Here is a 19,929-nt window from a genome sequence, read left to right as displayed (position 1 = left end):
CGCTCGCCGCTGGCGACACCGCGCTGGCGGACGATCTCGCACACCGCCTCGCCGCGCCGGCCTTCCGCATCTATGCCGGCGACGATGTGTTGGGCGTCGAAGCCGGCGGCTCCCTGAAGAACGTGCTCGCCATCGCCGCCGGCGCCAGCGCCGGGCTCGGGCTCGGTGCCTCGGCGCTGGCCGCCCTCGTCACGCGCGGCTTCGTGGAGCTGCGGCGGCTGGGCGAGGCGCTGGGCGCGCGGCCCGACACGCTGCTGGGCCTGTCCGGCCTCGGCGATCTCGTCCTCACCTGTTCGGGCGCGCAGTCGCGCAACTTCGTCTATGGGCTGGCGCTCGGCCGGGGCGAAGGCACGAGTGGGCTGAAGCTTGCCGAAGGCGTCTTCTCCGCCGCCATCGCCGCGCGCCTGGCGCGCGAGCGCGGCATCGAGGCGCCGATCATCGAAGCCGTCGCCGCCATCCTGGACGAGGGCCTGCCGGCGGCCGAGGCCATGCGCGCCCTGCTTGCTCGCCCGCTCAAACGCGAGTTCGACTGAGGCGGCGAACCGATCTTGCCGGCCGCGCCGGGCGCTCGTAAGAGGCGGGCGAGATCGCCGCCGGCCGCGCGCCGGCCCCAACCGGAGACGCCCCATGCTGTTCGCCCTTCTGTGCGAGGACCGCCCCGATGCCGGCTCGCTGCGCGCCGAAACGCGCCCCGCCCATCTCGACCATCTGAAGGCGCTGGGCCCGGTTTTGAAATTCGCCGGCCCGTTCCTCGGCGCCGACGACAAGCCGACCGGCAGTCTGCTCGTGGTGGAAGCCGAAAGCCTGGACGCGGCGCGGGCCCTTGCCGACGCCGATCCCTATGCCAAGGCCGGCCTGTTCGCCTCGGTCACCGTGCGGCGCTGGAACTGGACCGTGAACAACCCGGACCAGGCCTGACGCATGGCGTTCTGGCTGTTCAAGTCCGAGCCGTTCAAATGGTCCTTCGCGCAGCAGAAGGACTGCGGCGCGGCGGGCACGGAATGGACGGGCGTGCGCAACTACCAGGCGCGCAACTTCATGCGCTCCATGCAGATCGGCGAGCGCGGCTTCTTCTACCATTCCAACGAGGGCAAGGCCGTGGTCGGCGTGGTGGAGGTCTGCGCCCTCGCCCATCCCGACTCCACGGCGGACGACCCGCGCTGGGAATGCGTCGACATCCGCGCGGTCTGCGACATGCCGAACCCTGTCGGGCTCGACGCGGTGAAGAGCGAGTCGCGCCTCAAGGACATGGTGCTCGCCACCAATTCGCGCCTGTCGGTGCAGCCGGTGACGGAGGCCGAGTTCGGCGTGATCTGCGAGATGGGTGGGCTCGATCCGGCCTTGGCGCTCGGCTGAGGGTCGAGAGCGCGGGCTCTGCGCCGGAACCCTTTGCGGGATGGAACATTCTGAGAACATACTCGCAATGGAGACATCCCATGACGCAGTCCCAGCCCAAGGTCGACGCCCCGTCCAATGCCGAGAAGGACCCGGACGACTGGACCACCGGCGACGAGCCGATGACCGGTGCGCAGGCCTCCTACGTGAAGACGCTTTGCGAGGAGACGGGCCACGAATTCGATGAGAAGCTCTCCAAGGCCGACGCGTCGAAGCTGATCGACAAGCTTCAGGGCGAGAGCAAGCGGCTCAAGGACGCCTAAGCATCCCCTCTTCCCGCGATGGCCCAGCCACGCGGGAAGAGCCTTGCCCTCCCGGCCTCATGCCCTTCAAAACCGAAAAGCCCGCCTCGACTTGAAGTCGAGGCGGGCTTTTCCACGCAACGCGTCGGATGAAGGGCGATCAGTGGAGGAAGCCCATGAGCCAGAGAATCAGGATGATGGGAATCGGGATGCCGATCAGCCACAACAAGCCACCCTTGAGCATGATAGGTCTTCCTTCCCTTGCAGGTCTGCATTTGATCATCTTGTCTATGAAACCCGCTAAGGCCCTCTCCGGTTCCCGCGCTTTGCGGGAATTTGCCGCATGATCCCGCTTGGCGACCGGCGCAGCTTCATTCTCGCCAACACCTCTCTTCTCCATCCACCGCACGTGCCGGAGATCGCGCTGCATCTCGCCAGCGAGGTGCACGATCTCTGGATCCGAACGGAGGAGGAGCTCGCGGCCGACGGCCTGCCGCCGCCCTTCTGGGCCTTCGCCTGGGCCGGCGGCCAGGGGCTCGCCCGGTTCGTGCTCGACCATCCCGAACGTGTCCGGGGGCGGCACGTGGTGGATTTCGCGAGCGGTTCGGGCCTCGTCGCCATCGCGGCGATGAAGGCGGGCGCGGCCAGCGTGCTCGCGCTCGACATCGACCCGTTCGCGGCGGAGGCGGCGCGGCTGAACGCGGGCGAGAACGGCGTGGCCCTGACGGTGGAGCAGCGCGATACGATCGGCGAAGCGCTGAACGCCGACGTGCTTCTAGCCGGCGACGTGTTCTACGACCCCAACTTCTCGCTGAAGCTCGAGCCCTGGTTCGACGCACTGGCGGCAAGCGGCGTCGCGATCTATGTCGGCGATCCCGGCCGCTTCTATCTTCCGGCAGGACGGGTGGTGCGCGAAGCCGTCTACGAAGTGCCGGTGACGCGGGTCTTGGAAGACGCCGACGTGAAGCGCACCACGGTCTGGCGCTGGCGCCGGCCGGGCGAAAATACGGCAGCGTGAGATTTCACGTGAAACACTGGAGCCCTTGTTCCTCGGCAGTCAGCACCTCGGCCATGCAGCGCGCATGAAAAAGGCGGCCGAAGCCGCCCTTTTTGTTGTCAGGCTGAGAAGCTGAGGTCAGCCGCGCGGCGCCAGCACCATCATCATCTGGCGGCCTTCGAGCTTGGGCTCGGCTTCCACCTTGGAGATTTCGGCGGTCTCGTCGCGAACGCGCATGAGAAGCTTCATGCCGAGTTCCTGGTGCGCCATCTCGCGACCACGGAAGCGCAGCGTCACCTTGACCTTGTCGCCTTCGTCGAAGAAGCGGCGAACCGCCTTCATCTTGGTCTCGTAGTCGTGATCGTCGATGTTCGGGCGCATCTTGATCTCTTTGACCTCGATGACCTTCTGGCGACGACGCGCTTCGGCGGCCTTTTTCTGGCCCTCGTATTTCAGCTTGCCGAGGTCGAGGATCTTGCAAACCGGCGGGCTCGCGGTCGGAACGATCTCGACGAGATCGAGGCCGGCCTCTTCAGCCAGTGTCATGGCTTCCGCCGTATTGATGACACCCCGGTTCTGCCCCTCAGCGTCGATCAGCTGGATCTGGGGAACCCGGATTTCCCGGTTGGAGCGCGGCCCTTCCTTCTGGGTCGGCGGCGCACGAAATGGTCTGCGAATGGTCGTTCACTCCCGCTGTTGACGACATAGGCGTAGTCTTGAAACAAACGCCTCGATCGAGCGGCCGCTCCGCCGGGAAGGCGGACACTGCCCTCGATCCGAGGTCTTCGCCCTTCATATAACACGATGGGCTCACAATTTCACGCGAGTTGCCGCAATTTTTCCCGAAGCCTCCGTTCGCGAGCGCGGCGGCGCGGAACGCGCGGGAGATCGCGCAATCTTCGAGAGAGGCCAAGAGCCGCCAAGGCCAGGGCCCCTTGGCGAAGATCGGTGGGTGTCCAGGTCGCCGCTTAAGCCGCGCATCTCGCCCCGGCGCGGCGGAGGAAAGGGTGCCGGGGCTCACGATCGCCGCATCTTCCAACAGGCGCGCAGTCCCCTGCCAAGGATCGGAAACGGCGCCCGGTCTGGACGCCATGGTCCCGAGCCTCTACCCCTCGCGCGGAGCTTGTTCGAGGAGATGCCGCCGTGACCCTTCAGCCCGCTTCGCCGATCCACCTCCCCGCCCCCGGCGGCGACCACAGCCTCGCCGCGCTCCATGTCGCGGGCCGGGCGCCGACCGTGGTCTGGCTCGGCGGCTTTCGCTCCGACATGCGCGGCACCAAGGCCGAGCGCCTGTCGGACCAAGCCGCGCGCGAGGGCCACGCCTTCCTGCGCTTCGACTATTCCGGCCATGGCGAATCGGGCGGGCGCTTCGAGGACGGAACGATCTCCTCCTGGACGCGGGACGCCGAGGCCGCGATCGACGCCCTGGCACCGGACGGCCCGCTCGTCTTGGTCGGCTCCTCCATGGGCGCCTGGATCGCGCTTCGCCTCGCGCAGGCCTGGAGCGAGACCAACGCGGGAGGGAAGACGGGCCGCATCGCCGGCCTCGCCCTGCTTGCGCCGGCCCCCGACTTTACCTCGCGGCTTCTGGAGCCGCGCCTCAGCGCGGCGCAGCGCGCCACGATCGAGGCCGAGGGCTTCCTGGCCGAGCCCTCGCCTTACGACCCGCGCCCCACCGTCTATACAAGGGCGCTGATCGAGGACGGGCGGCGGGCGAGCGTCATGACCGGGCCGATCCGCACCGGCTGCCCCGTCCACATCCTCCAGGGCATGGCGGACCCCGACGTGCCGCACACCCACGCGCTGGAACTCGTCACCCATCTGCCGGGCGAGGGCGTCGCGCTCACGCTCGTTCCCGGCGGCGACCATCGCCTGTCGCGCGAGGAAGACCTGCGCCGAATGGAACGGGCGGTTGCGGAGATGATCGGACAAGGGCAGTCTTGAGACAGCTCCGTTCGCTTCTCCCGCCAACGTGACGTTTTTAACACAGGGCCTGTTGCACTCAGGTTGCCTCGCGAAAATCATCGATTTTCTCGCGACATAGACCTTGCCCGAACAATTCCTCGCTCCATTTCGCGCCGCCGTTTCGCCACTCTCCGCCCTATAAGGGGGGCGGACACCAGCTTGGTGGCCCGGTTCTGCCGATTGACAGCGTTTCGCGCCGCACACACGATGCGGGTGGATCAGGGAACGGGCCTATCCGAAGACGGAGATCGCGATGATGGTTCGGCGCGTGTTTGGCGCAACGGCTTCGCTTTGCCTTTTTTCGGCGCTTCTTGGCGGAAGCGCATCGGCGGCGGACGCTTTCATGCCGCTCGGCGATCCCACCCTCCAGCCTTTCGGGCATCGCGACTTCTGCCTGCGCCTGCCGGCCGAGTGCCAGCCGCTTCCGGGCCTCCCCGCCCCGCCGGCCGTTCTCGACATGCAGCTGAAGCTGCTCGTGGCGCAGGTCAACACGGACGTGAACACCGAAGTCACCCCCGCCTCCGACCAGGCGACCTACGGCACCGAGGAGTTCTGGTCCTATCCCACCTCCGGGAAGGGCGACTGCGAGGACTACGCTCTGGAAAAGCGCCGCCGGCTGCACGAAGCCGGCGTGCCGCTCGGCGACCTCTTGATGACCGTCGTGCGCAAGCCCGACGGCACCGGCCACGCCGTGCTGACCCTGCGCACCCAGTCCGGGGACTTCGTTCTCGACAATCTCGACTGGCGCGTGCGCCCTTGGGGCGAGGTCGGCTACCGCTTCATCAAGCGCCAGCAGGTGGAAAACCCTGGCCGCTGGGTCTCGATCGAGCGCGATTCCGAGCCGCTGGTCAGCGCGGTGGACAAATAGGGCGGAGGAGCCCGAGCCACCGCTTAGGCGGGCCGACGCATCCCGCGAAGGGCGTCCACGCTTGCCGCCGGGAGTTCCGAGACGGCCTTGAGGCTCGCTTCGATCCGCTCGACGATGGCGCTGCGCGGGCCCTCTCGCCAGTCCTCGCTGAGGTAGAACGCGTCCTGCGAATCGCGCAGGTGATCGAGGCTGCGATAGGCTCGGATCAGGACATAGGCGTCGGGGTCGTGCAGCGAAGGGCCGTAGGCGACGACATCCATGCCATGCCGGCGATGCAGCGGCACGCTGGTCTCGTGCATGATCCGATCGAACTCGCCGCCCGTTCCCGGCTTCAAAGTATAGAGCAGCGTTTCTATGAGGCGGGTCATGCGAGGCTTTCCATGGTGAGTCGATGCCTCGACATTTCGCCTCTCGGATAGGAGATGTCCACGAGCGCCGTCGCGGCCCTCATGCGTCAGGGCGAGGCGAGGACATAGCCGCCGCCATCGTTGCGGTACCGGATCGCTCCCCCCTTGCCCAGCACATCGAACCACGCGCCGCCCCGCGGCTCGACCCGCACGCCATCGCCCGCGATGCGAAGCAAGGAGAGTTCGCCGTCCGGCGGCATCGGCAGCTGGATATAGGTGACTGCGTCCCCGTCGCCGATACAGTCCGTGCCGGGGCGCTCGCGCAAGGTGGCGGCGAAGAAGGGGGTGCTTGAGGCGCCAAGGCGAAAGCGCTTCCACGTCACGAAAGGGGCTCGCTCTCCCGCTCGATCGAGGCAGCGATAGTCCGCCGTCTCGCGCAGGCTCACTGCACCCTCCTGCCGGCCGAGCAGCACGAAGGCCGCGAGCCCAGCTAGGGCGGCGAACCAGATCAGACAGAAGGCGATGCCGTAAATGGGCCTCCGCGAAGCGCCGCCCGGCGCAGAGGCGGGGCGTGGGCCGGGCCAATGCGAATGGAAGCCGCGATAGACCCGAACGAGAGGCGGCTCGTCATCGCGGGAGTCGCGCATCTCGCCAGCCCTGCCTTTGCGCCTCAGCGCTCCTCGCCGCTGCCGCTGCCGTCGGCGGACGTGTCGGGTTCGTCGGCCGAGCCGGGGATGACGTAGGAGCCCGAGAGCCAGCGGTTGAGGTCCACCGCCTTGCAGCGCGGCGAGCAGAAGGGAAAGTCGGCCTGCGAGGAGGGGCGGCTGCATTCCGGGCACTTGCGGCGCGGGCGCAGCGGCGTCACCGAAGCGCTCATGCCGGTAGGCCCGCGTCCAGCGGAGGCATCACGAAGCCCTCGCCCTGCAGAAGGGCCAGGGTTTCGTAGAGCGGCAGGCCGACGACGCCGGTATAGGAGCCGATGAGCCGGACCACGAAGCCACCGGCCAGCCCCTGGATGGCATAGCCCCCGGCCTTGCCCTGCCACTCGCCCGAATCGATGTAGCGGCCGAGATCCTCGCGCGACAGGCGCTTGAAGCGCACCCGCGTTTCCGACAGCTTTTCGCGCACCCGGCCGTTGGGGGAAACGACGCAGACGCCGGTGAAGACGCGGTGCGTGCGGCCCGAAAGAAGGCGCAGGGATTCCACCGCCTCGGCCTCGATCTCGGCCTTGGGCAGAATCTGCCGGCCGACCGCGACCACCGTGTCGGCGCCAAGCGTGAAGCGGCCTTGCGTCTCGCCACGTCCCTTCAACGCATCGAAGGCCTTCAGGGCCTTGAGGCGCGCCAGACGCTTGGCGAGATGGCGGGGATGCTCGGATCGCTCGGGGGTCTCGTCCACGTCGGCCGGAAGGAGCCGCTCGGGCTCGATCCCCACCTGCTGGAGGAGTTCCAGACGGCGCGGCGAAGCGGACGCCAGAACGAGGGCGCTCGGCGGCTTCATCGCGGCCTGACCTTACTTGAAGCGGTAGGTGATACGGCCCTTCGACAGGTCGTAGGGCGTCATTTCCACGAGCACCTTGTCGCCGGTGAGCACGCGGATGCGGTTCTTTCGCATGCGACCCGCGGTGTGCGCGATGATCTCATGGTCGTTCTCGAGCTTGATGCGGAACGTCGCGTTCGGGAGGAGTTCGACGACGACTCCCGGAAACTCGAGAACTTCTTCTTTCGCCATGCGTCTTTTGACCTTCGGATAAGCGGGGCAGCGGGATCGGACCCCGCCCCTTTGAAAAAGGATACGGCCCGCCTTCGGCAGGTCTGATCGGTGAATTCGGCTCTAGATCGGTCTTCGGCCGGCAAAAAGCAAGCACTTCCGACGGACGCGGGCGTTGGAGAGCCGTCGCTCCGGCGCCCTTGCGGGCACCCGGAGCCGGGATTGTGGGCGCCGTGATCTCGAGCGCGGACGCCGCGATCGAGATCACGTACTACGTGATAGAGATCAGGACGAGATGCGCTCGACCTCGGCACCGCAGGCACCGAGCTTTTCCTCCAGCCGCTCGAAGCCCCGGTCGAGATGGTAGACGCGGTTCACCGTCGTCTCGCCCTCGGCTGCCAGCCCGCCGATGACCAGCGAGACGGAGGCGCGAAGGTCGGTCGCCATGACGGGCGCGCCGGCAAGGCGCGGCACGCCCTCGATCCGCGCCATCTGGCCCGACAGCGAGATCTTGGCGCCGAGCCGCGCCAGCTCCTGCACGTGCATGAAGCGGTTCTCGAAGATCGTCTCGGTGATGTGCGACACGCCGTCTGCGCGCGTCATCAGCGCCATGAACTGCGCCTGGAGATCTGTCGGGAAGCCGGGGAACGGGTCGGTCACGACGTCCACCGGGCGAATGCCGTTGCCGTTGCGCCGGATGCGGATGCCGTTCGGAACGTCGGTGATCTCGGCGCCCGCGTCGCCCAGCGCGGTCAGCGCGGTGCGAAGCAGGTCGCCATGCGTGCCCTCCAGCGTCACGTCGCCGCCGGTCATGGCGACCGCCATGGCATAGGTGCCCGTCTCGATCCGGTCGGGCAGGACGCGGTGGCGCGCGCCCGACAGAGCCTCGACGCCCTCGATCGTGATGGTCGGCGTGCCGGCGCCGGAAATGCGCGCGCCCATGGCGTTGAGGCAGGCGGCGAGATCCTGCACCTCGGGCTCGCGCGCGGCGTTTTCCAGGATCGTCTCGCCCTTGGCGAGCGAGGCGGCCATCATCAGGACGTGCGTCGCGCCGACCGAGACCTTGGGGAAGGTGAAGCGCGTGCCGATCAGGCCCTTGGGCGCCTCGGCGATGACATAGCCGGCGTCGATCTCGATCTGGGCGCCGAGCGCGCGCAGGCCGTCGATGAACAGGTCCACCGGCCGCGTACCGATGGCGCAGCCGCCCGGCAGCGAAACGCGGGCGCGGCGCATGCGCGCCAGAAGCGGCCCGATCACCCAGAAGCTGGCGCGCATCTTGGAGACGAGCTCGTAGGGCGCGGTGGTGTCGACGATGGTGCGGGCGTTGAAATGGATGGTGCGGCCCGAGCCGACCGTCGTCGCGAGGCGCTTGCCCGACACGGAATAGTCGACGCCGTGATTGCCGAGGATGCGGATCAGCTGTTCGACATCGGCCAGATGCGGCACGTTCTCCAGCGTCAGCGTGTCGTCCGTCAGGAGCGAGGCGATCATAAGCGGCAGAGCGGCGTTCTTGGCGCCCGAAATCGCGATCGTGCCGTTGAGGGCGTTGCCGCCGCGAATGCGAATCCGATCCATGAAAAGCCCTTCGAACCGATGTGACGACGCGCCGGCAAGCCGACGGGCGGTCGAAGGCCGCTGCTCTACACGAGCCGACCTCGCGGGGCAAATCCGTCAGTCTGCTTTGCGATTCGCCCCCGCGCCCCCGCCGCAAGAGCCTTTCGCAGCGCACCACGCTCTTTTGAAGGCAGACCCTTTCAATGCCCGCGCAGAACCACGTCGAGGCCGAAAAGGATCATGGCGGCGATGGCGATCTTCCAGAAGTCGCCGCGCCGGCGCAGGCCCGGCAAGCCGAGCGGGCGCCAGATATGGAAGGCCATCACCAAGATCACCAGAAAGGAAAAGAGCTTGTTCATGCGCGCAGACAGGGCCTCCGGCGCCCTCTCTAGAGCCTGTCCGGTGAATTCAGGTCACCGGACAGGCTCTAGCTCTTCGATTGGGCGCATTGTCCGACGGCAAAGCGTGTCCGCTTTGCCTGGAAATGCTCTAGCTCGAAAACCTCGCTTCGTCGCCACGCTCCCAAGCGAAAGGCCCGGACGCATGGCGTCCGGGCCTTCGAGAACCAAGCTTATGCGACGGGCGATCAGCCCGTCTTGGCGGGCTTCATCTTGGGCATGAGCACGGAGCCGATCACGTGCACCACGCCGTTGGACTGCTTGACGTCGGCGGTCTGGATGGTCGCGGCCTTGCCGGTGCGGTCGATCACGACGAGCTTCTTGCCCATCATCTTCACCGTCAGCGGCTCGCCCTCGACGGTCTTCAGATGCACCTCGCCCTTGTTGCGGCGGGCCTCACGCATCAGGCGCTCGGCCGAATAGTCGCCGGCAACCACATGGTAGGTGAGGATCTTGGTGAGGGTCGGCTTGTTCTCCGGCTTCACCAGCGTTTCCACGGTGCCCTTGGGCAGCTTGGCGAAGGCGGCGTCGGTCGGAGCGAAGACGGTGAAGGGGCCCTTGGAGGCCAGCGTGTCGACGAGGCCAGCGGCCTTCACGGCGGCGACCAGCGTGGTGAGGTTCGGCGCCTCGGGGGCGTTCTGGGCGATGGTCTTGTTGGCATACATCGGCGCGCCGCCGACCATGACGGGCGACTGGGCGAAGGCCGCGCTAGATGCAGCGAGCGAACCGGCGACGAGAAGGGCGGCGAAGGACTGGCGAAGCATGGGACTCTCCCTGGGTGGCTCCCACCACGGCTGGGCGGGTCGGGATGAGCTACGAGCGGGCGGGGGCCGGCGGATGCAGGGGGGCCGCAAATAAATTTTAAGGGAGGTTTGTGGCGCTGGGGCGGATCGCGGCGGCGTGGCCCGAGCGCAGGTCGAGGGGCACCAGAAGAGGATCAGCCCATCGGAGAGCCGGCAGCAGACGGTTATAGCGGCGGCAGGGCTGTAGCCGGGAAGCGCACCGCCATCAGCTACAAGTTTCGCTGGACCGTATCGTCTGAGCGGTCAAAGGGTCTGGGTCTGGGTCCGCCTCAGACCAAAGGCGGGCGCCGGGCGGCCCATCAGCGGGCCTGCGCGCCAGCGCGTTCCTTACCGATTGATCGCGGGCAGCGGCGAGATCCAGGCGGCCCGGCGCCGGAGTCTTGGCCTGGAGTGCCTGATGAAACCTCCAGAGAGGAGGATCAATGGACTTTTCTTTTGGGTCGCGGATCGGTGCGCAGTCGATGCCAACGGCCGGGGCAAGCATTCGCGGCATAGTCGGCGGCGAAAGGACCCGGTTAGCCTACCCCATGGCCTTGCAAGGTGGCCTCAGAGACTGTTCGACAACGCAGCGAGCAAACCTGCCGGACGATGGCCCGATAGGCCCAGCGACCAGCTTGGAGGGCGAGTCGGCGAGGATTGGAGGCGGCCCATACGGATGAGCGAATCCCTCGCCGCGCTGGCGCAGCTCCGCCTTCGTCGCGCGGCATGGCGCGCCGGGAGCGGCGTCGCCAAAAGCCCTGACCCGACCGGGTTGCCAGGCCGTCCCCTAGATCGAGCGCAGCGCGCCGGTGCCGAGCACCGGGCCGGTCGGCTGGCCTGTGGGCGAGCCGCCCACCGGCTCGGCAGAGATGGCGAGCATGGCCCCGCCGGGCTTCATCATGTCCTCCGCCATGCCGGGCCGGCGCAGCGCGATGCGCAAGGGGCGGGCGGGGTCGAGAAGGCCGAGCGAGATCGGCGCGCCGCCTTCGGGAATGATCCAGAGTTCGGGCACGCGCCCTTCCGGCATGGGCATGGCGCCGGGCATGAGCATGGCATGGCCGCCCACCGGATCGAGAACGGCGGTGAGCAGCGCCGCGCCGTCCGAGGTCGAGACGGAGGCCATCATGGCCGGGGCCGGCGGGGCGGCGGGATTGGAGACCAGCACCACGACCGAGGCGAGGCTCGCGGCAAGAAGGCCGGTGGAGCCGAGCGCCAGCCAGCGCCAGACCGACGAGACGCGCCGGCCGACATCCAGCGCCGGCGGGGCGGCGGCAGGCCGAGGCTTGGGCAACTCGCGCTCGATTGCTGCCCAAAGGCTGGCGGGCGGCGATTCCGGGCGCACGGCCTCGGCCAGCGGCGCGAGGCGCGCTTCCCACTCGCCGATCTCGGCGGCGAAACCGGGGTCCTGCCGGGCGCGCCGCTCGGCCAGGAGGCGCTCGCGCTGCGGCAGGACGCCCAGCGCGTAGTCCGCCGCCAGCCAGCCCTCGCCTTCGGGATCGGCAATGCCACTCATTCGCTGAGGCATCCTTTCAAACGGATCAGGCCGCGCCTGATCGTGCTCTTCATCGTGCCGAGCGGAATCCCCGCCTGGCAAGCCAGATCGTCATAGGTGCGCCCGCCGAAGAAGGCGCCGAGAATGGCGCCGCGCGTGCGCTCTTCCAACTGCTCGAGGCAGGCGCGCAGGCGCGCCGTCTCGTCCGAGGCCTCCAGCCGCGCCAGCGCGTCGGGTGTGTCGTCGGCCACCTCGTCCGCCGCCTCCAGCCCGCTTCGACCGGCCCGCGCGGGGCCGAGCGCCCGCAGGCGGTCGATGGCGCGGTTGCGGGCGATCGTGGCAAGCCAGGTGATCGGGCTCGCCCGTTCCGGCTCGAACCGCCCCGCCCTGTTCCAGACCGTGAGGTAGACCTCCTGCAACACGTCCTCGGCTTCCACCCTGTCGCTCAAGATACGCAGGCAGATGCCGAAAAGCTTCGCGGCCGTGAGGTCGTAGACGTCGCGCAGCGCGGCCCGGTCCCCCTCCGCCACGGCAAGGAGGCGGCGGGCGAGATGGTCGCGCGGCGTGTTCGGGCTCGTTCGTGGCTGCATCCGTCTCCTCCCGGCGGCGCGCGCACGGGAACAGGCCCGGCGCCGGCTTGTCAACCGCCGGGCGCAACCTGTGGGAACCGGGGCGCCCCGAGCCGGCTTGTCTCGCCAAGGGCAGCCCACGTTCGAAGAGGCGCCCGCTCAAGGGAGAACCAACCATGTCCGCCACCGACCGCATCCGCATCGAGCGCGAGCCGCGCGCCGTCCAGGTCCTGTTCCACGACGCGGTGATCGCCTCCACCAAGGACGCCCTGAAGCTGATCGAGGCCGGGCACGAGCCCGTCTACTACATCCCGCGCGACCATGCCGAGATGGCCTTTCTCCAGGAAAGCGACAAGCGCACCACCTGCCCCTACAAGGGCGAAGCGCGCTACTGGTCGATCTCGGCCGAAGGCTACGGCGCCGAGGACGCCGTGTGGAGCTACGACCAGCCCAAGGAGGCGGCCCGCGCCATCGCCGGCTATCTCGCCTTCTATCCCGACAAGGTGCGCATCGCGGTGGCCGAGGATCGCTGAAGGTCCGCTCCTATAGTGGCGGTGGAGGTTCCGCGAGGCACTGCCCGCCGCGTGCCGTCCGCGAGAGGGGCTTGGCGCGACGAGATCGACAGACCGATTTTTCTCGCGAACACCGGGAGACGATTTGTCGCAGTGCAGCGCGAATGGCGAAGCCATCGCGGGAACGCAAAGGCCGGTCGCTTGTTTGTTGCCGCGAGGGACGTTTCAAGGACGACATAACATGCGCAAGATCATTCTCGCTTCCGCCGCGCTCGCGCTTCTGGCCGGCCCGGCCCTGGCCCAGACCACGGTCGTCACCACGACCGAACCCAAGAGCAATGGTGAACGCGCAGCCGGTACCTTGGCCGGAACGGGCGCCGGTGCCGTGGCCGGCGCGCTGGTCGGCGGACCGGTGGGCGCCGTGGTCGGCGGCGTGGCCGGCACGGTGATCGGCGGCGCGGCCTCGGCCCCTGACGACGTGCAGCAATATGTCGTGGCCAACCCGGTCAATCCGGTCGTGGTCGAGGGCGAGGTCAAGAACGGCTATGTCGTGCCCGACACCGTGGTGCTGACCCCCGTCCCCTCCAACCCGGACTATGTCTATTTCTACAACAAGGACCGGCCGGTGATCGTCTCCAAGGCCGACCGCCGCGTCGTCACCTATGTCGAGCGCTAAGCGCTCGAACCCGACGTGCCGCCTGAGCGCGGCATAAAACACGGGCCGCCTCCTTCGCTTGCGAAGAGCGCGGCCCGCACTCGTTCCGCTCCCTTGGCCGTCAGCGGTCGCTGTGGCCGAGGCTGCGCTCGGGGTCGAGGCGATCGCGCACCCGCTGCTTGAGAACCTTGGCCTCGGGAAAGCCGCCTTCGGCCTTGCGCTCCCAGATCAGCTCGTCCTCGTAGCGAATCTCGAAGACGCCGCCCGTACCCGGCACGAGCGCGACCTCGCCGAGGTCCGGCCCGAAGGTCGACAGAAGTTCCTGCGCCAGCCAGGCCGAGCGCAGGAGCCATTGGCACTGCGTGCAATAGCGGATCGAAATGCGGGGAGCGGCGGCAGGGGAAGTGGCGTCGGACATGGCAGGCATCCTTCGAACGGCGGATCGGCTGGGGTGTTTTGCCGAGCGCTGTGGCATCGCGTCAACGGTGCGTTCACCGAATGCATGCTTTGATACATTGCTCACTAGAAGCACCCTATCCATATTGTTTGTATGACCGAGGCCGACCCCGCTCTCAAAGCCGCCTTTGCCGAAACGCTGATGAAGACGGCGCGCAAGCTGCGCACGCGCTTCAACGCGCGGGTGGTCGCGCGCGGCCTGACCTACCCCCGCGCCCGGGCGCTGGCCGCGCTCAGCCGGCAGACCATGACGCAGCGCGAGCTGGCCGAGGATCTGGAGCTGGAGGGGCCGACCGTGGTTCGGCTTCTCGACGGGATGGAGGCGCTGGGGCTCCTGCGCCGGCTCTCCGTCGAGGGGGACCGGCGCGTCAAGCGCGTCGAGTTGACCGAGCACGGCCAGAAGACCGCCGCGATCGTCGCCGGCATCGCGCAGGAGCTGTGCGACGCCGTGCTGGCCGGCGTGCCGGCAACCGAGGCCGAGGATACGCTTCGGGTGCTCGCCCTCGTTTCCGAAGCCATCGACCGGGACCGCGCCCATGCTGGATGAAACCGTGCGCGGCACCGCCCCGGCCGAGCCCGCCGAAAAGGCCACCGCCTCGATCGGCGGTCCGGCGCCGCAGGATGTGCGCCCCGACGGCGAGCCCGCTCAGCCCGCGCCGCGCCGGCGCGGCGCGCCCATGCCCGCCCCCGCGCCCTATGTGCGCAAGACCCCGCAGATGGCGGCGCTCTACATCCTGGCCTCGACGCTGATCGCGGCGACGCAGGGGCTGGGGCTCAACCTCATCACCGCCAATCTCTACCAGCTTCAAGGTCCGCTCGGCGCCACCGTGAACGAGACGGTCTGGCTGAGCGCGGCCTATCTCGCGCCCAATGTCAGCCTGACGCTGCTTCTCACCAAGATGCGCGCGCAGTTCGGCCTGCGAAATTTTGCCGAATGGGCGATCGCCGGCTTCGTCACGGTGACGCTGCTGCATCTCTTCGTGGACGATCTTCAGTCGGCGCTGGTGGTGCGCTTCTTCGCGGGCGCGGCGGCCTCGCCCATGTCCTCGCTCGCCTTTCTCTACATGTTGGAGAGCTTCCCGCCCGAGAAGAAGCTTTCGATCGGCATGAGTCTCGCCCTCACCAACACCGCCATCGCGCCCACCCTGGCGCGCCTCATCTCGCCGGGCCTGCTCGACATCGACGACTGGAACGGGCTCTTCATGCTGGAAACGGCGCTGGCGCTGATGAGCTTCTGCGCCATCCGCCTCCTGCCGCTGAACTCGCCGCCCAAGACGCCGGTGATCGAGCGGCTGGATCTCGTGTCCTATGTCTTCATCGCGCTGGGCCTCGGCTCCATCGCCGTTGCGGTCACGCTCGGCCCCTTCGACTGGTGGCTGGAGGCGCCCTGGATCGGCTGGACGCTGGCGGGGGGCTTCGCCAGCCTGACGGTGGCCGCCGTGATCGAGCTGAACCGCACCAATCCGCTGATCGACATCCGCTGGATCACCTCCAAGGAAATCCTGCACTTTGCCGGAGTGCTGCTCCTGTTCCGGCTGCTCCTGTCGGAGCAGACCAGCGGCGCGTCGGGCTTCTTCCAGGTGCTGGGCCTGCGCAACGAGCAGATGGTGGTGCTCTATCTCGTGATGCTGGCGTCTGGCGTCACGGCGGGTCTCGTCTGCGCCTCGATCCTCAAGCCCGGCCGCGCGCCGTATATTCATATCGTGGCGCTTCTGTTCCTGATGACGGGCGCCTTGATGGATTCGCAGGCGACCTCGCTGACGCGGCCCGAGCAGATGTATCTGAGCCAAGGCCTCATCTCGGCGGCGGGTGTCCTGTTCCTGCCCCCCGCCATGGCGCAGGGTTTCGCCTCGGCGATGAAGAAGGGGATGAACTACATCCTCTCCTTCCTCATCATCTTCCTGACCACGCAGGCGACCGGCGGCGCCATCGGCGCGGCCCTGTTCCGCACCTTCGTCACCATCCGCGAGAAGTTCCACTCGAACCAGATCGTGGAAAACATCACGCTGGCCGATCCGATCGTGGCCGCGCGCATCGCTGCCCTCGGCAACAGCTATCGCTCGACGCTTGCCGACCCCGCGCTTCGTCAGGCCGAAGGGCTGGTGCTGCTCGGCACACAGGCGACGCGCGAGGCTAATATCCTGGCCTATAACGACGCATTCCTGCTGACGGCGGTTCTGGCCGCCGTGGGCCTCGGCTTCCTTCTTCTTCACCTCGCCTTCGACCGGCTGCGCGCCCGCATAGCGCCCGCCCCGGCCGAGGGCTGACCAACGCTCCGGTTCGTGTCCATGCGCATCTTCCGCTCACTCGGCACCTATGTCGCCCTGTTCGTCGGCGCTGCCGGCGTTCTGCTCGCGCTTTACGCCTGGCGCCTGCCGCCCTTCGCCAGCAGCGTCGAGCGCACCAACGACGCCTATGTCCGAGGTCAGGTGACGACGATCGCGCCGCAGCTCGCCGGCATCGTCGCCGAGGTCGCGGTGCAGGATTACGAGAGCGTCGCGGAAGGGCAGCTGATCGCCCGGATCGACGACCGCATCTTCGCCCAGCGCGTGGCGCAGGCGCGGGCCAGTCTCGCCGGCCAGAAGGCGGCGCTCGCCAATTCCCAGCAGCAGCGCCGTTCCAGCGTCGCCAAGATCGCTGCCAACGAAGCGGCGGTGAAGAGCTCCGAATCCGCCTTCGAGACCGCCGCCGCCAATCTCGCCCGCATCCAGCCGCTGGCGCGCCAGGGCTATGTGCCGGGCAGCGATCTCGACGTCGCCACGCGCCAGAACAACCAGGCCTCTGCCGCGCTCGACCAGGCCAAGGCGCAGCTCGAAGTCTCGCGCCAGGATCTGCAGACCGTGATCGTCAATCGTCAGACGCTGGAAGCGGCGGTGGACAACGCGGAGGCTGCGGTCAATCTCGCCGAGATCGATCTTGCCAACACGCGCATCCTCGCCCCCAAGGCGGGCCATCTCGGCGAGGTCGGCGTCAAGCTCGGCCAGTATGTGCAGGCGGGCACGCAGCTCACCAGCCTCGTGCCAGACGTCGCCTGGGTGGTCGCCAACTTCAAGGAAACGCAGCTCGCCGGAATGCAGGTCGGTCAGCCCGTCCGCTTTCTGGTGGACGCGTTCGGCGGCCTGGAGATGACCGGGCATATCGAGCGCTTCGCCCCGGCCACCGGCTCGGAATTTTCCGTGCTGCGCCCCGACAACGCCACCGGCAACTTCACCAAGGTCGCCCAGCGCGTGCCCGTGCGCATCCGCATCGACCCCGGCCAGCCGCATATGGCGGACCTCGCGCCCGGTCTCTCGGTCGTCGTGCTGGTGGACACGGCGTCGGCGCCCGATGCGGCAGCCGTGGCGGCGCGCTGAAAATCGGGGACACGGAATCGGGGGCAAAGCCGGCAAAAACCGGCTTCCCCCGCATTGTCGCGATTCGCTCCGACATTCTTTAATCGCCTAACCTTATCTCCTCTCGCCAAGGCGGGTCGCATGCTTGGGCTTTCCCTTCGGCTATTGAGGGGAAGGGCCACCGCCGACATTCGTCCACACGATGCAGGCGGGACATGAGGCGGGCAAGGGAGGTGACGAACGCCCGACGTCAGGTCACGCCTCGGCCATGAGGCAGGCAGTTCCATGCAAGTCACCATCAAGACGAAACTTCTCCTTTCCTTCGGAAGCGTCCTGCTTCTCCTGGGGGCCGCCGGCTATTGCGGCGTCACGAGCCTTGCCAAGAGCAACGAGAGCATGGCGACCTTCGCGGCCCAGCCCGTCGAGCAGCTTCACAACATCCAGGCCCTGGAAACCAAGGTCATGGCCACGCGCCGGCTGATCTTGGCCATGCTCGTCTATCCCGACGAGAAGAAGCAGGCAGCCATGCTCCAGGACTACGAGCGGACCTGGCAGGGCATCGACGCGGATCTCGCCCGCTATCTCACCGCCTTGCCCGCCGACCGGAAAGGCGAAGCGGCCGAACTGACACCGGCGATCGAGACCTATCGCGAGACGGCCGGCAAGGGGCTCGCCATGGTGGTGGCGAGCGACAAGAATCCGATCGAGACGGCGATCACGCAGACCGCGCCCATGGCGGATGCGCTGGCCGCGCGAATCGGCGCGCTGGCGGCCCGCCTTCCCGACAGCGCCGCTCCGGCGCGCCTGGCCGAGGCCTCCTCCGACGCGCGGCTTGCCGTGATATCAGCCTTCGGCCTGGACGAACCGGCGACCCGCGCGCGCGCCAACGATTCGTTGAACGCCGCCGACGGGGAGTTCCGCGCCGCCCTCGCTTCGCTGGCGGCGAACCCGGCCTTGTCGCCCTCCGAGCTCTCGCCCCTCGCGGACGGCTGGTCGGCGCTGTTCGCCGCGCAGCGCGGGGAGATGGACAAGGCTTTGAAGGACGAGAGCGAGGCGACGCTCGACTATCTGAACGGCACGGTGATTCCCAAGGCCAAGATCGTGTCCGACCTCGTCAACGCCCGTGTGGACAGCGCGCTTCGCCTCACCGGGCACTATGTCGAGGAGGCGAACGGACGCTACGATGCGATGCGCTCCACGCTTCTGGCGCTGATCGGCGGCGCGATCCTGATCGGGGCGGCGGCTGCGCTATGGATCGCCTTCTCGATCTCGAGGGCGCTGTCGCGCTCCGTCGCCTTCGCGCGGCTGATCGGCGAAGGCGACCTGTCGCAGACCGTCGAGATCCGCAGCCGCGACGAGATCGGCGATCTCCAGCACACGATGAACGAGATGACGCGCAAGCTGCGCGAGATCGTGACCGGCATGCGCCAATCCTCCACCGAGGTGGCATCCGGCTCGCGCCAGTCCTCACACGCCGCCGAGCTCCTGAGCCAAGGCGCGTCGGAGCAGGCCGCCGCCACCGAGCAGGCCTCGGCCGCGATGGAGGAGATGGTCGCCAATATCCGCCAGACCGCCGACAACATTCGCGAGACCGAGACCGTGGCGACCGAGGCCAGCACCAACGCCGAGCGCAGCCGCAAGGCGGTGGCCGACTCCGTCGAGGCCATGCGCGAGATCGCCCAGAAGATCACGCAGGTCGAGGAGATCGCCCGGCAGACCGACCTTCTCGCTCTCAACGCCGCGATCGAGGCGGCGCGCGCGGGATCGCACGGCAAGGGCTTCGCGGTGGTCGCGTCCGAGGTGCGCAAGCTCGCCGAGCGGGCCGGGCATGTGGCGGGCGAGATCGGCCAATTGTCCAGCGCCACGCTGTCGGTCTCGCAGGAGGCCGGGCAGAGGCTGGGCGAGCTCGTGCCGGGCATCCACAAGACGGCCGAGCTCGTGGGCGAGATTTCGGTCGCCTGCCAGGAGCAGCATCTGGGCGCGCAGCAGATCAACCAGGCGATCCAGCAGCTGGAGCAGGTCACGCAGCAGAATGCCGGGGCGGCCCATGAGATGAGCGGCACCGCCGAGCAGCTTCTGGTGGAATCGCGCCAGTTGGACGAGCGCTCGGCCTTCTTCCGCCTGGAAGCGGCGGAAGGCAACGAGGCAGAGCAGGCCCGGCCCGGCACCGTTCTGCGCGTGCTCCCCGGCGGCGCGGCCGCGCTCGAGGCGCGGCGCTCCGGCAAGGCCGGCGGCGTAGCCTCTCGCGAAGACGCGGACGGCTTCCACCGCCTCAGCGCCTGAGGCAGGGGCGCCGTCAGACAACCGGACACGTTTTCGGGGGAGCGAAGCGGCAAACCGCTTCGCTCCCTTTGCTTTTGAACCCGCGCAAACCCTGTCGGGCTCAGGTCCCTCATAGTGCCCGACGAGACATCGCAGGGTCGGCTTGGACGAGCGCTCGGTCTTCTTCCGCCTGGAAACGGCGGAGAGCGAGTAGGGCGAACAGGCCCGGCCCGGCACCGTTCCGCGCGTGCTCCCTGGCGGCGCGGCGGCGCCCGAGGCCCGGCCCTCCGGCAAGGCCGGTGGCGCGGCGCCTCGCGAAGAGGCGGACGGCTTCCGCCGCTTCAGCGCCTGAGGCAAAGGCACCGCCTGTCCTTCAAGCATCTCTTGGAGGGA

General features: G+C 68.1%; 26 protein-coding genes. 14 read left to right on the top strand and 12 right to left on the bottom strand.

The window, feature by feature from the left end:
• The 6 genes from AUL32_RS12640 to AUL32_RS12620 form a co-directional block, all read left to right on the top strand.
• Positions 1–533: NAD(P)H-dependent glycerol-3-phosphate dehydrogenase (locus AUL32_RS12640; protein ID WP_374700953.1), on the top strand; the 533-nt coding region annotated here is incomplete at its 5' end.
• 94 nt (positions 534–627) lie between these two features.
• Positions 628–918 (top strand): YciI-like protein, encoded by a 291-nt coding sequence (locus AUL32_RS12635; RefSeq protein ID WP_061973408.1) that lies wholly within the window; start codon positions 628–630, stop codon positions 916–918.
• Between the two features lie 3 nt (positions 919–921).
• Entirely contained in the window at positions 922–1,356 is a 435-nt protein-coding gene (locus AUL32_RS12630; RefSeq protein ID WP_062115502.1) for an EVE domain-containing protein, read from the top strand.
• An 80-nt stretch (positions 1,357–1,436) separates the two neighbouring features.
• Positions 1,437–1,658 carry a DUF3072 domain-containing protein gene (locus AUL32_RS12625; protein WP_061973404.1) on the top strand — a complete coding sequence of 74 codons (222 nt, stop codon included), beginning with the start codon at positions 1,437–1,439 and terminating at the stop codon, positions 1,656–1,658.
• Positions 1,659–1,813: 155 nt separating this feature from the next.
• On the top strand, positions 1,814–1,984 hold the full coding sequence (locus AUL32_RS25245) for a hypothetical protein (RefSeq protein WP_156421453.1): 171 nt from the start codon (positions 1,814–1,816) through the stop codon (positions 1,982–1,984).
• Complete coding sequence (locus tag AUL32_RS12620; RefSeq protein ID WP_062115499.1) at positions 1,981–2,655, top strand: class I SAM-dependent methyltransferase; 675 nt, start codon at positions 1,981–1,983, stop codon at positions 2,653–2,655. Before AUL32_RS25245 ends, AUL32_RS12620 begins: the two co-directional genes overlap by 4 nt.
• A gap of 117 nt (positions 2,656–2,772) precedes the next feature.
• On the opposite strand, the gene infC is transcribed toward AUL32_RS12620, so the two are convergent.
• Entirely contained in the window at positions 2,773–3,312 is a 540-nt protein-coding gene (gene infC, locus AUL32_RS12615) for a translation initiation factor IF-3 (protein ID WP_082639133.1), read from the bottom strand.
• A gap of 465 nt (positions 3,313–3,777) precedes the next feature.
• Between infC and AUL32_RS12610 the strand changes: the two genes are divergently transcribed.
• Entirely contained in the window at positions 3,778–4,578 is an 801-nt protein-coding gene (locus AUL32_RS12610) for an alpha/beta hydrolase (protein WP_062115485.1), read from the top strand.
• Between the two features lie 364 nt (positions 4,579–4,942).
• Positions 4,943–5,467, top strand: a complete 525-nt coding sequence (locus AUL32_RS12605; protein WP_244497856.1) for a transglutaminase-like cysteine peptidase — start codon at positions 4,943–4,945, stop codon at positions 5,465–5,467.
• A gap of 23 nt (positions 5,468–5,490) precedes the next feature.
• Here the strand turns inward: AUL32_RS12605 and AUL32_RS12600 are convergent, their stop codons facing one another.
• From AUL32_RS12600 to AUL32_RS12560, 10 genes are all read right to left on the bottom strand, one after another.
• Positions 5,491–5,835, bottom strand: coding sequence for an NIPSNAP family protein (locus AUL32_RS12600; protein ID WP_062115482.1), 345 nt, complete (start codon positions 5,833–5,835; stop codon positions 5,491–5,493).
• An 86-nt stretch (positions 5,836–5,921) separates the two neighbouring features.
• Positions 5,922–6,461 (bottom strand): hypothetical protein, encoded by a 540-nt coding sequence (locus tag AUL32_RS12595; RefSeq protein WP_062115479.1) that lies wholly within the window; start codon positions 6,459–6,461, stop codon positions 5,922–5,924.
• Positions 6,462–6,484: 23 nt separating this feature from the next.
• Positions 6,485–6,691, bottom strand: a complete 207-nt coding sequence (yacG, locus tag AUL32_RS12590; RefSeq protein ID WP_062115476.1) for a DNA gyrase inhibitor YacG — start codon at positions 6,689–6,691, stop codon at positions 6,485–6,487.
• Positions 6,688–7,314 carry a Maf family nucleotide pyrophosphatase gene (locus AUL32_RS12585; protein WP_061973393.1) on the bottom strand — a complete coding sequence of 209 codons (627 nt, stop codon included), beginning with the start codon at positions 7,312–7,314 and terminating at the stop codon, positions 6,688–6,690. Before AUL32_RS12585 ends, yacG begins: the two co-directional genes overlap by 4 nt.
• Positions 7,315–7,326: 12 nt before the next feature.
• Positions 7,327–7,545: a translation initiation factor IF-1 gene (gene infA / locus AUL32_RS12580; protein WP_061973391.1), complete on the bottom strand. Its 219-nt coding sequence runs from the start codon at positions 7,543–7,545 to the stop codon at positions 7,327–7,329.
• Positions 7,546–7,809: 264 nt separating this feature from the next.
• Positions 7,810–9,099, bottom strand: a complete 1,290-nt coding sequence (gene murA / locus AUL32_RS12575; RefSeq protein WP_062115473.1) for a UDP-N-acetylglucosamine 1-carboxyvinyltransferase — start codon at positions 9,097–9,099, stop codon at positions 7,810–7,812.
• A 179-nt stretch (positions 9,100–9,278) separates the two neighbouring features.
• Positions 9,279–9,437, bottom strand: coding sequence for a hypothetical protein (locus tag AUL32_RS25625; protein WP_187301288.1), 159 nt, complete (start codon positions 9,435–9,437; stop codon positions 9,279–9,281).
• A 227-nt stretch (positions 9,438–9,664) separates the two neighbouring features.
• Positions 9,665–10,240: a fasciclin domain-containing protein gene (locus tag AUL32_RS12570; RefSeq protein ID WP_062115470.1), complete on the bottom strand. Its 576-nt coding sequence runs from the start codon at positions 10,238–10,240 to the stop codon at positions 9,665–9,667.
• Positions 10,241–11,045: 805 nt separating this feature from the next.
• Complete coding sequence (locus AUL32_RS12565; RefSeq protein WP_062115467.1) at positions 11,046–11,771, bottom strand: anti-sigma factor; 726 nt, start codon at positions 11,769–11,771, stop codon at positions 11,046–11,048.
• Entirely contained in the window at positions 11,768–12,340 is a 573-nt protein-coding gene (locus AUL32_RS12560) for a sigma-70 family RNA polymerase sigma factor (RefSeq protein ID WP_062115464.1), read from the bottom strand. Before AUL32_RS12560 ends, AUL32_RS12565 begins: the two co-directional genes overlap by 4 nt.
• Positions 12,341–12,495: 155 nt before the next feature.
• Between AUL32_RS12560 and AUL32_RS12555 the strand changes: the two genes are divergently transcribed.
• On the top strand, positions 12,496–12,852 hold the full coding sequence (locus tag AUL32_RS12555; protein WP_062115461.1) for a DUF427 domain-containing protein: 357 nt from the start codon (positions 12,496–12,498) through the stop codon (positions 12,850–12,852).
• A 220-nt stretch (positions 12,853–13,072) separates the two neighbouring features.
• Entirely contained in the window at positions 13,073–13,507 is a 435-nt protein-coding gene (locus AUL32_RS12550) for a DUF1236 domain-containing protein (RefSeq protein ID WP_061973381.1), read from the top strand.
• Between the two features lie 100 nt (positions 13,508–13,607).
• Here the strand turns inward: AUL32_RS12550 and AUL32_RS12545 are convergent, their stop codons facing one another.
• Positions 13,608–13,904 (bottom strand): SelT/SelW/SelH family protein, encoded by a 297-nt coding sequence (locus AUL32_RS12545; RefSeq protein WP_062115458.1) that lies wholly within the window; start codon positions 13,902–13,904, stop codon positions 13,608–13,610.
• Between the two features lie 132 nt (positions 13,905–14,036).
• Between AUL32_RS12545 and AUL32_RS12540 the strand changes: the two genes are divergently transcribed.
• The 4 genes from AUL32_RS12540 to AUL32_RS12525 all read left to right on the top strand — a co-directional run bounded on the left by AUL32_RS12540 (position 14,037) and on the right by AUL32_RS12525 (position 19,557).
• The gene (locus AUL32_RS12540; RefSeq protein WP_062115456.1) at positions 14,037–14,489 is read left to right on the top strand and encodes a MarR family winged helix-turn-helix transcriptional regulator; all 453 of its coding nucleotides are present in this window, start codon (positions 14,037–14,039) and stop codon (positions 14,487–14,489) included.
• Between the two features lie 130 nt (positions 14,490–14,619).
• On the top strand, positions 14,620–16,209 hold the full coding sequence (locus tag AUL32_RS12535) for an MFS transporter (RefSeq protein WP_061977607.1): 1,590 nt from the start codon (positions 14,620–14,622) through the stop codon (positions 16,207–16,209).
• A gap of 21 nt (positions 16,210–16,230) precedes the next feature.
• Entirely contained in the window at positions 16,231–17,295 is a 1,065-nt protein-coding gene (locus AUL32_RS12530; protein WP_062115454.1) for an HlyD family secretion protein, read from the top strand.
• A gap of 264 nt (positions 17,296–17,559) precedes the next feature.
• Positions 17,560–19,557 (top strand): HAMP domain-containing methyl-accepting chemotaxis protein, encoded by a 1,998-nt coding sequence (locus tag AUL32_RS12525; protein ID WP_062115452.1) that lies wholly within the window; start codon positions 17,560–17,562, stop codon positions 19,555–19,557.
• Positions 19,558–19,929: the final 372 nt, after the last annotated feature.

It is taken from the genome of Aureimonas sp. AU40, assembly GCF_001463785.1.
In the GTDB taxonomy this organism is placed as follows: Bacteria; Pseudomonadota; Alphaproteobacteria; order Rhizobiales; family Rhizobiaceae; genus Aureimonas.
Note: the sequence above shows the minus strand (reverse complement) of the source record. Positions and strands in the feature narration are given on the sequence as shown.

What these genes read in the sequence shown, in the direction of transcription:
- AUL32_RS12635 (WP_061973408.1), top strand. Translation starts at nt 628, where the DNA reads ATGCTGTTCGCCCTTCTGTGCGAGGACCGCCCCGATGCCGGCTCGCTG.
- AUL32_RS12630 (WP_062115502.1), top strand. Translation starts at nt 922, where the DNA reads ATGGCGTTCTGGCTGTTCAAGTCCGAGCCGTTCAAATGGTCCTTCGCG.
- AUL32_RS12625 (WP_061973404.1), top strand. Translation starts at nt 1,437, where the DNA reads ATGACGCAGTCCCAGCCCAAGGTCGACGCCCCGTCCAATGCCGAGAAG.
- AUL32_RS25245 (WP_156421453.1), top strand. Translation starts at nt 1,814, where the DNA reads ATGAGCCAGAGAATCAGGATGATGGGAATCGGGATGCCGATCAGCCAC.
- AUL32_RS12620 (WP_062115499.1), top strand. Translation starts at nt 1,981, where the DNA reads ATGATCCCGCTTGGCGACCGGCGCAGCTTCATTCTCGCCAACACCTCT.
- AUL32_RS12605 (WP_244497856.1), top strand. Translation starts at nt 4,943, where the DNA reads ATGCCGCTCGGCGATCCCACCCTCCAGCCTTTCGGGCATCGCGACTTC.
- AUL32_RS12600 (WP_062115482.1), bottom strand. Translation starts at nt 5,835, where the DNA reads ATGACCCGCCTCATAGAAACGCTGCTCTATACTTTGAAGCCGGGAACG.
- AUL32_RS12595 (WP_062115479.1), bottom strand. Translation starts at nt 6,461, where the DNA reads ATGCGCGACTCCCGCGATGACGAGCCGCCTCTCGTTCGGGTCTATCGC.
- yacG (WP_062115476.1), bottom strand. Translation starts at nt 6,691, where the DNA reads ATGAGCGCTTCGGTGACGCCGCTGCGCCCGCGCCGCAAGTGCCCGGAA.
- AUL32_RS12585 (WP_061973393.1), bottom strand. Translation starts at nt 7,314, where the DNA reads ATGAAGCCGCCGAGCGCCCTCGTTCTGGCGTCCGCTTCGCCGCGCCGT.
- infA (WP_061973391.1), bottom strand. Translation starts at nt 7,545, where the DNA reads ATGGCGAAAGAAGAAGTTCTCGAGTTTCCGGGAGTCGTCGTCGAACTC.
- murA (WP_062115473.1), bottom strand. Translation starts at nt 9,099, where the DNA reads ATGGATCGGATTCGCATTCGCGGCGGCAACGCCCTCAACGGCACGATC.
- AUL32_RS25625 (WP_187301288.1), bottom strand. Translation starts at nt 9,437, where the DNA reads ATGAACAAGCTCTTTTCCTTTCTGGTGATCTTGGTGATGGCCTTCCAT.
- AUL32_RS12570 (WP_062115470.1), bottom strand. Translation starts at nt 10,240, where the DNA reads ATGCTTCGCCAGTCCTTCGCCGCCCTTCTCGTCGCCGGTTCGCTCGCT.
- AUL32_RS12565 (WP_062115467.1), bottom strand. Translation starts at nt 11,771, where the DNA reads ATGAGTGGCATTGCCGATCCCGAAGGCGAGGGCTGGCTGGCGGCGGAC.
- AUL32_RS12560 (WP_062115464.1), bottom strand. Translation starts at nt 12,340, where the DNA reads ATGCAGCCACGAACGAGCCCGAACACGCCGCGCGACCATCTCGCCCGC.
- AUL32_RS12555 (WP_062115461.1), top strand. Translation starts at nt 12,496, where the DNA reads ATGTCCGCCACCGACCGCATCCGCATCGAGCGCGAGCCGCGCGCCGTC.
- AUL32_RS12550 (WP_061973381.1), top strand. Translation starts at nt 13,073, where the DNA reads ATGCGCAAGATCATTCTCGCTTCCGCCGCGCTCGCGCTTCTGGCCGGC.
- AUL32_RS12545 (WP_062115458.1), bottom strand. Translation starts at nt 13,904, where the DNA reads ATGTCCGACGCCACTTCCCCTGCCGCCGCTCCCCGCATTTCGATCCGC.
- AUL32_RS12540 (WP_062115456.1), top strand. Translation starts at nt 14,037, where the DNA reads ATGACCGAGGCCGACCCCGCTCTCAAAGCCGCCTTTGCCGAAACGCTG.
- AUL32_RS12535 (WP_061977607.1), top strand. Translation starts at nt 14,620, where the DNA reads ATGCCCGCCCCCGCGCCCTATGTGCGCAAGACCCCGCAGATGGCGGCG.
- AUL32_RS12530 (WP_062115454.1), top strand. Translation starts at nt 16,231, where the DNA reads ATGCGCATCTTCCGCTCACTCGGCACCTATGTCGCCCTGTTCGTCGGC.
- AUL32_RS12525 (WP_062115452.1), top strand. Translation starts at nt 17,560, where the DNA reads ATGCAAGTCACCATCAAGACGAAACTTCTCCTTTCCTTCGGAAGCGTC.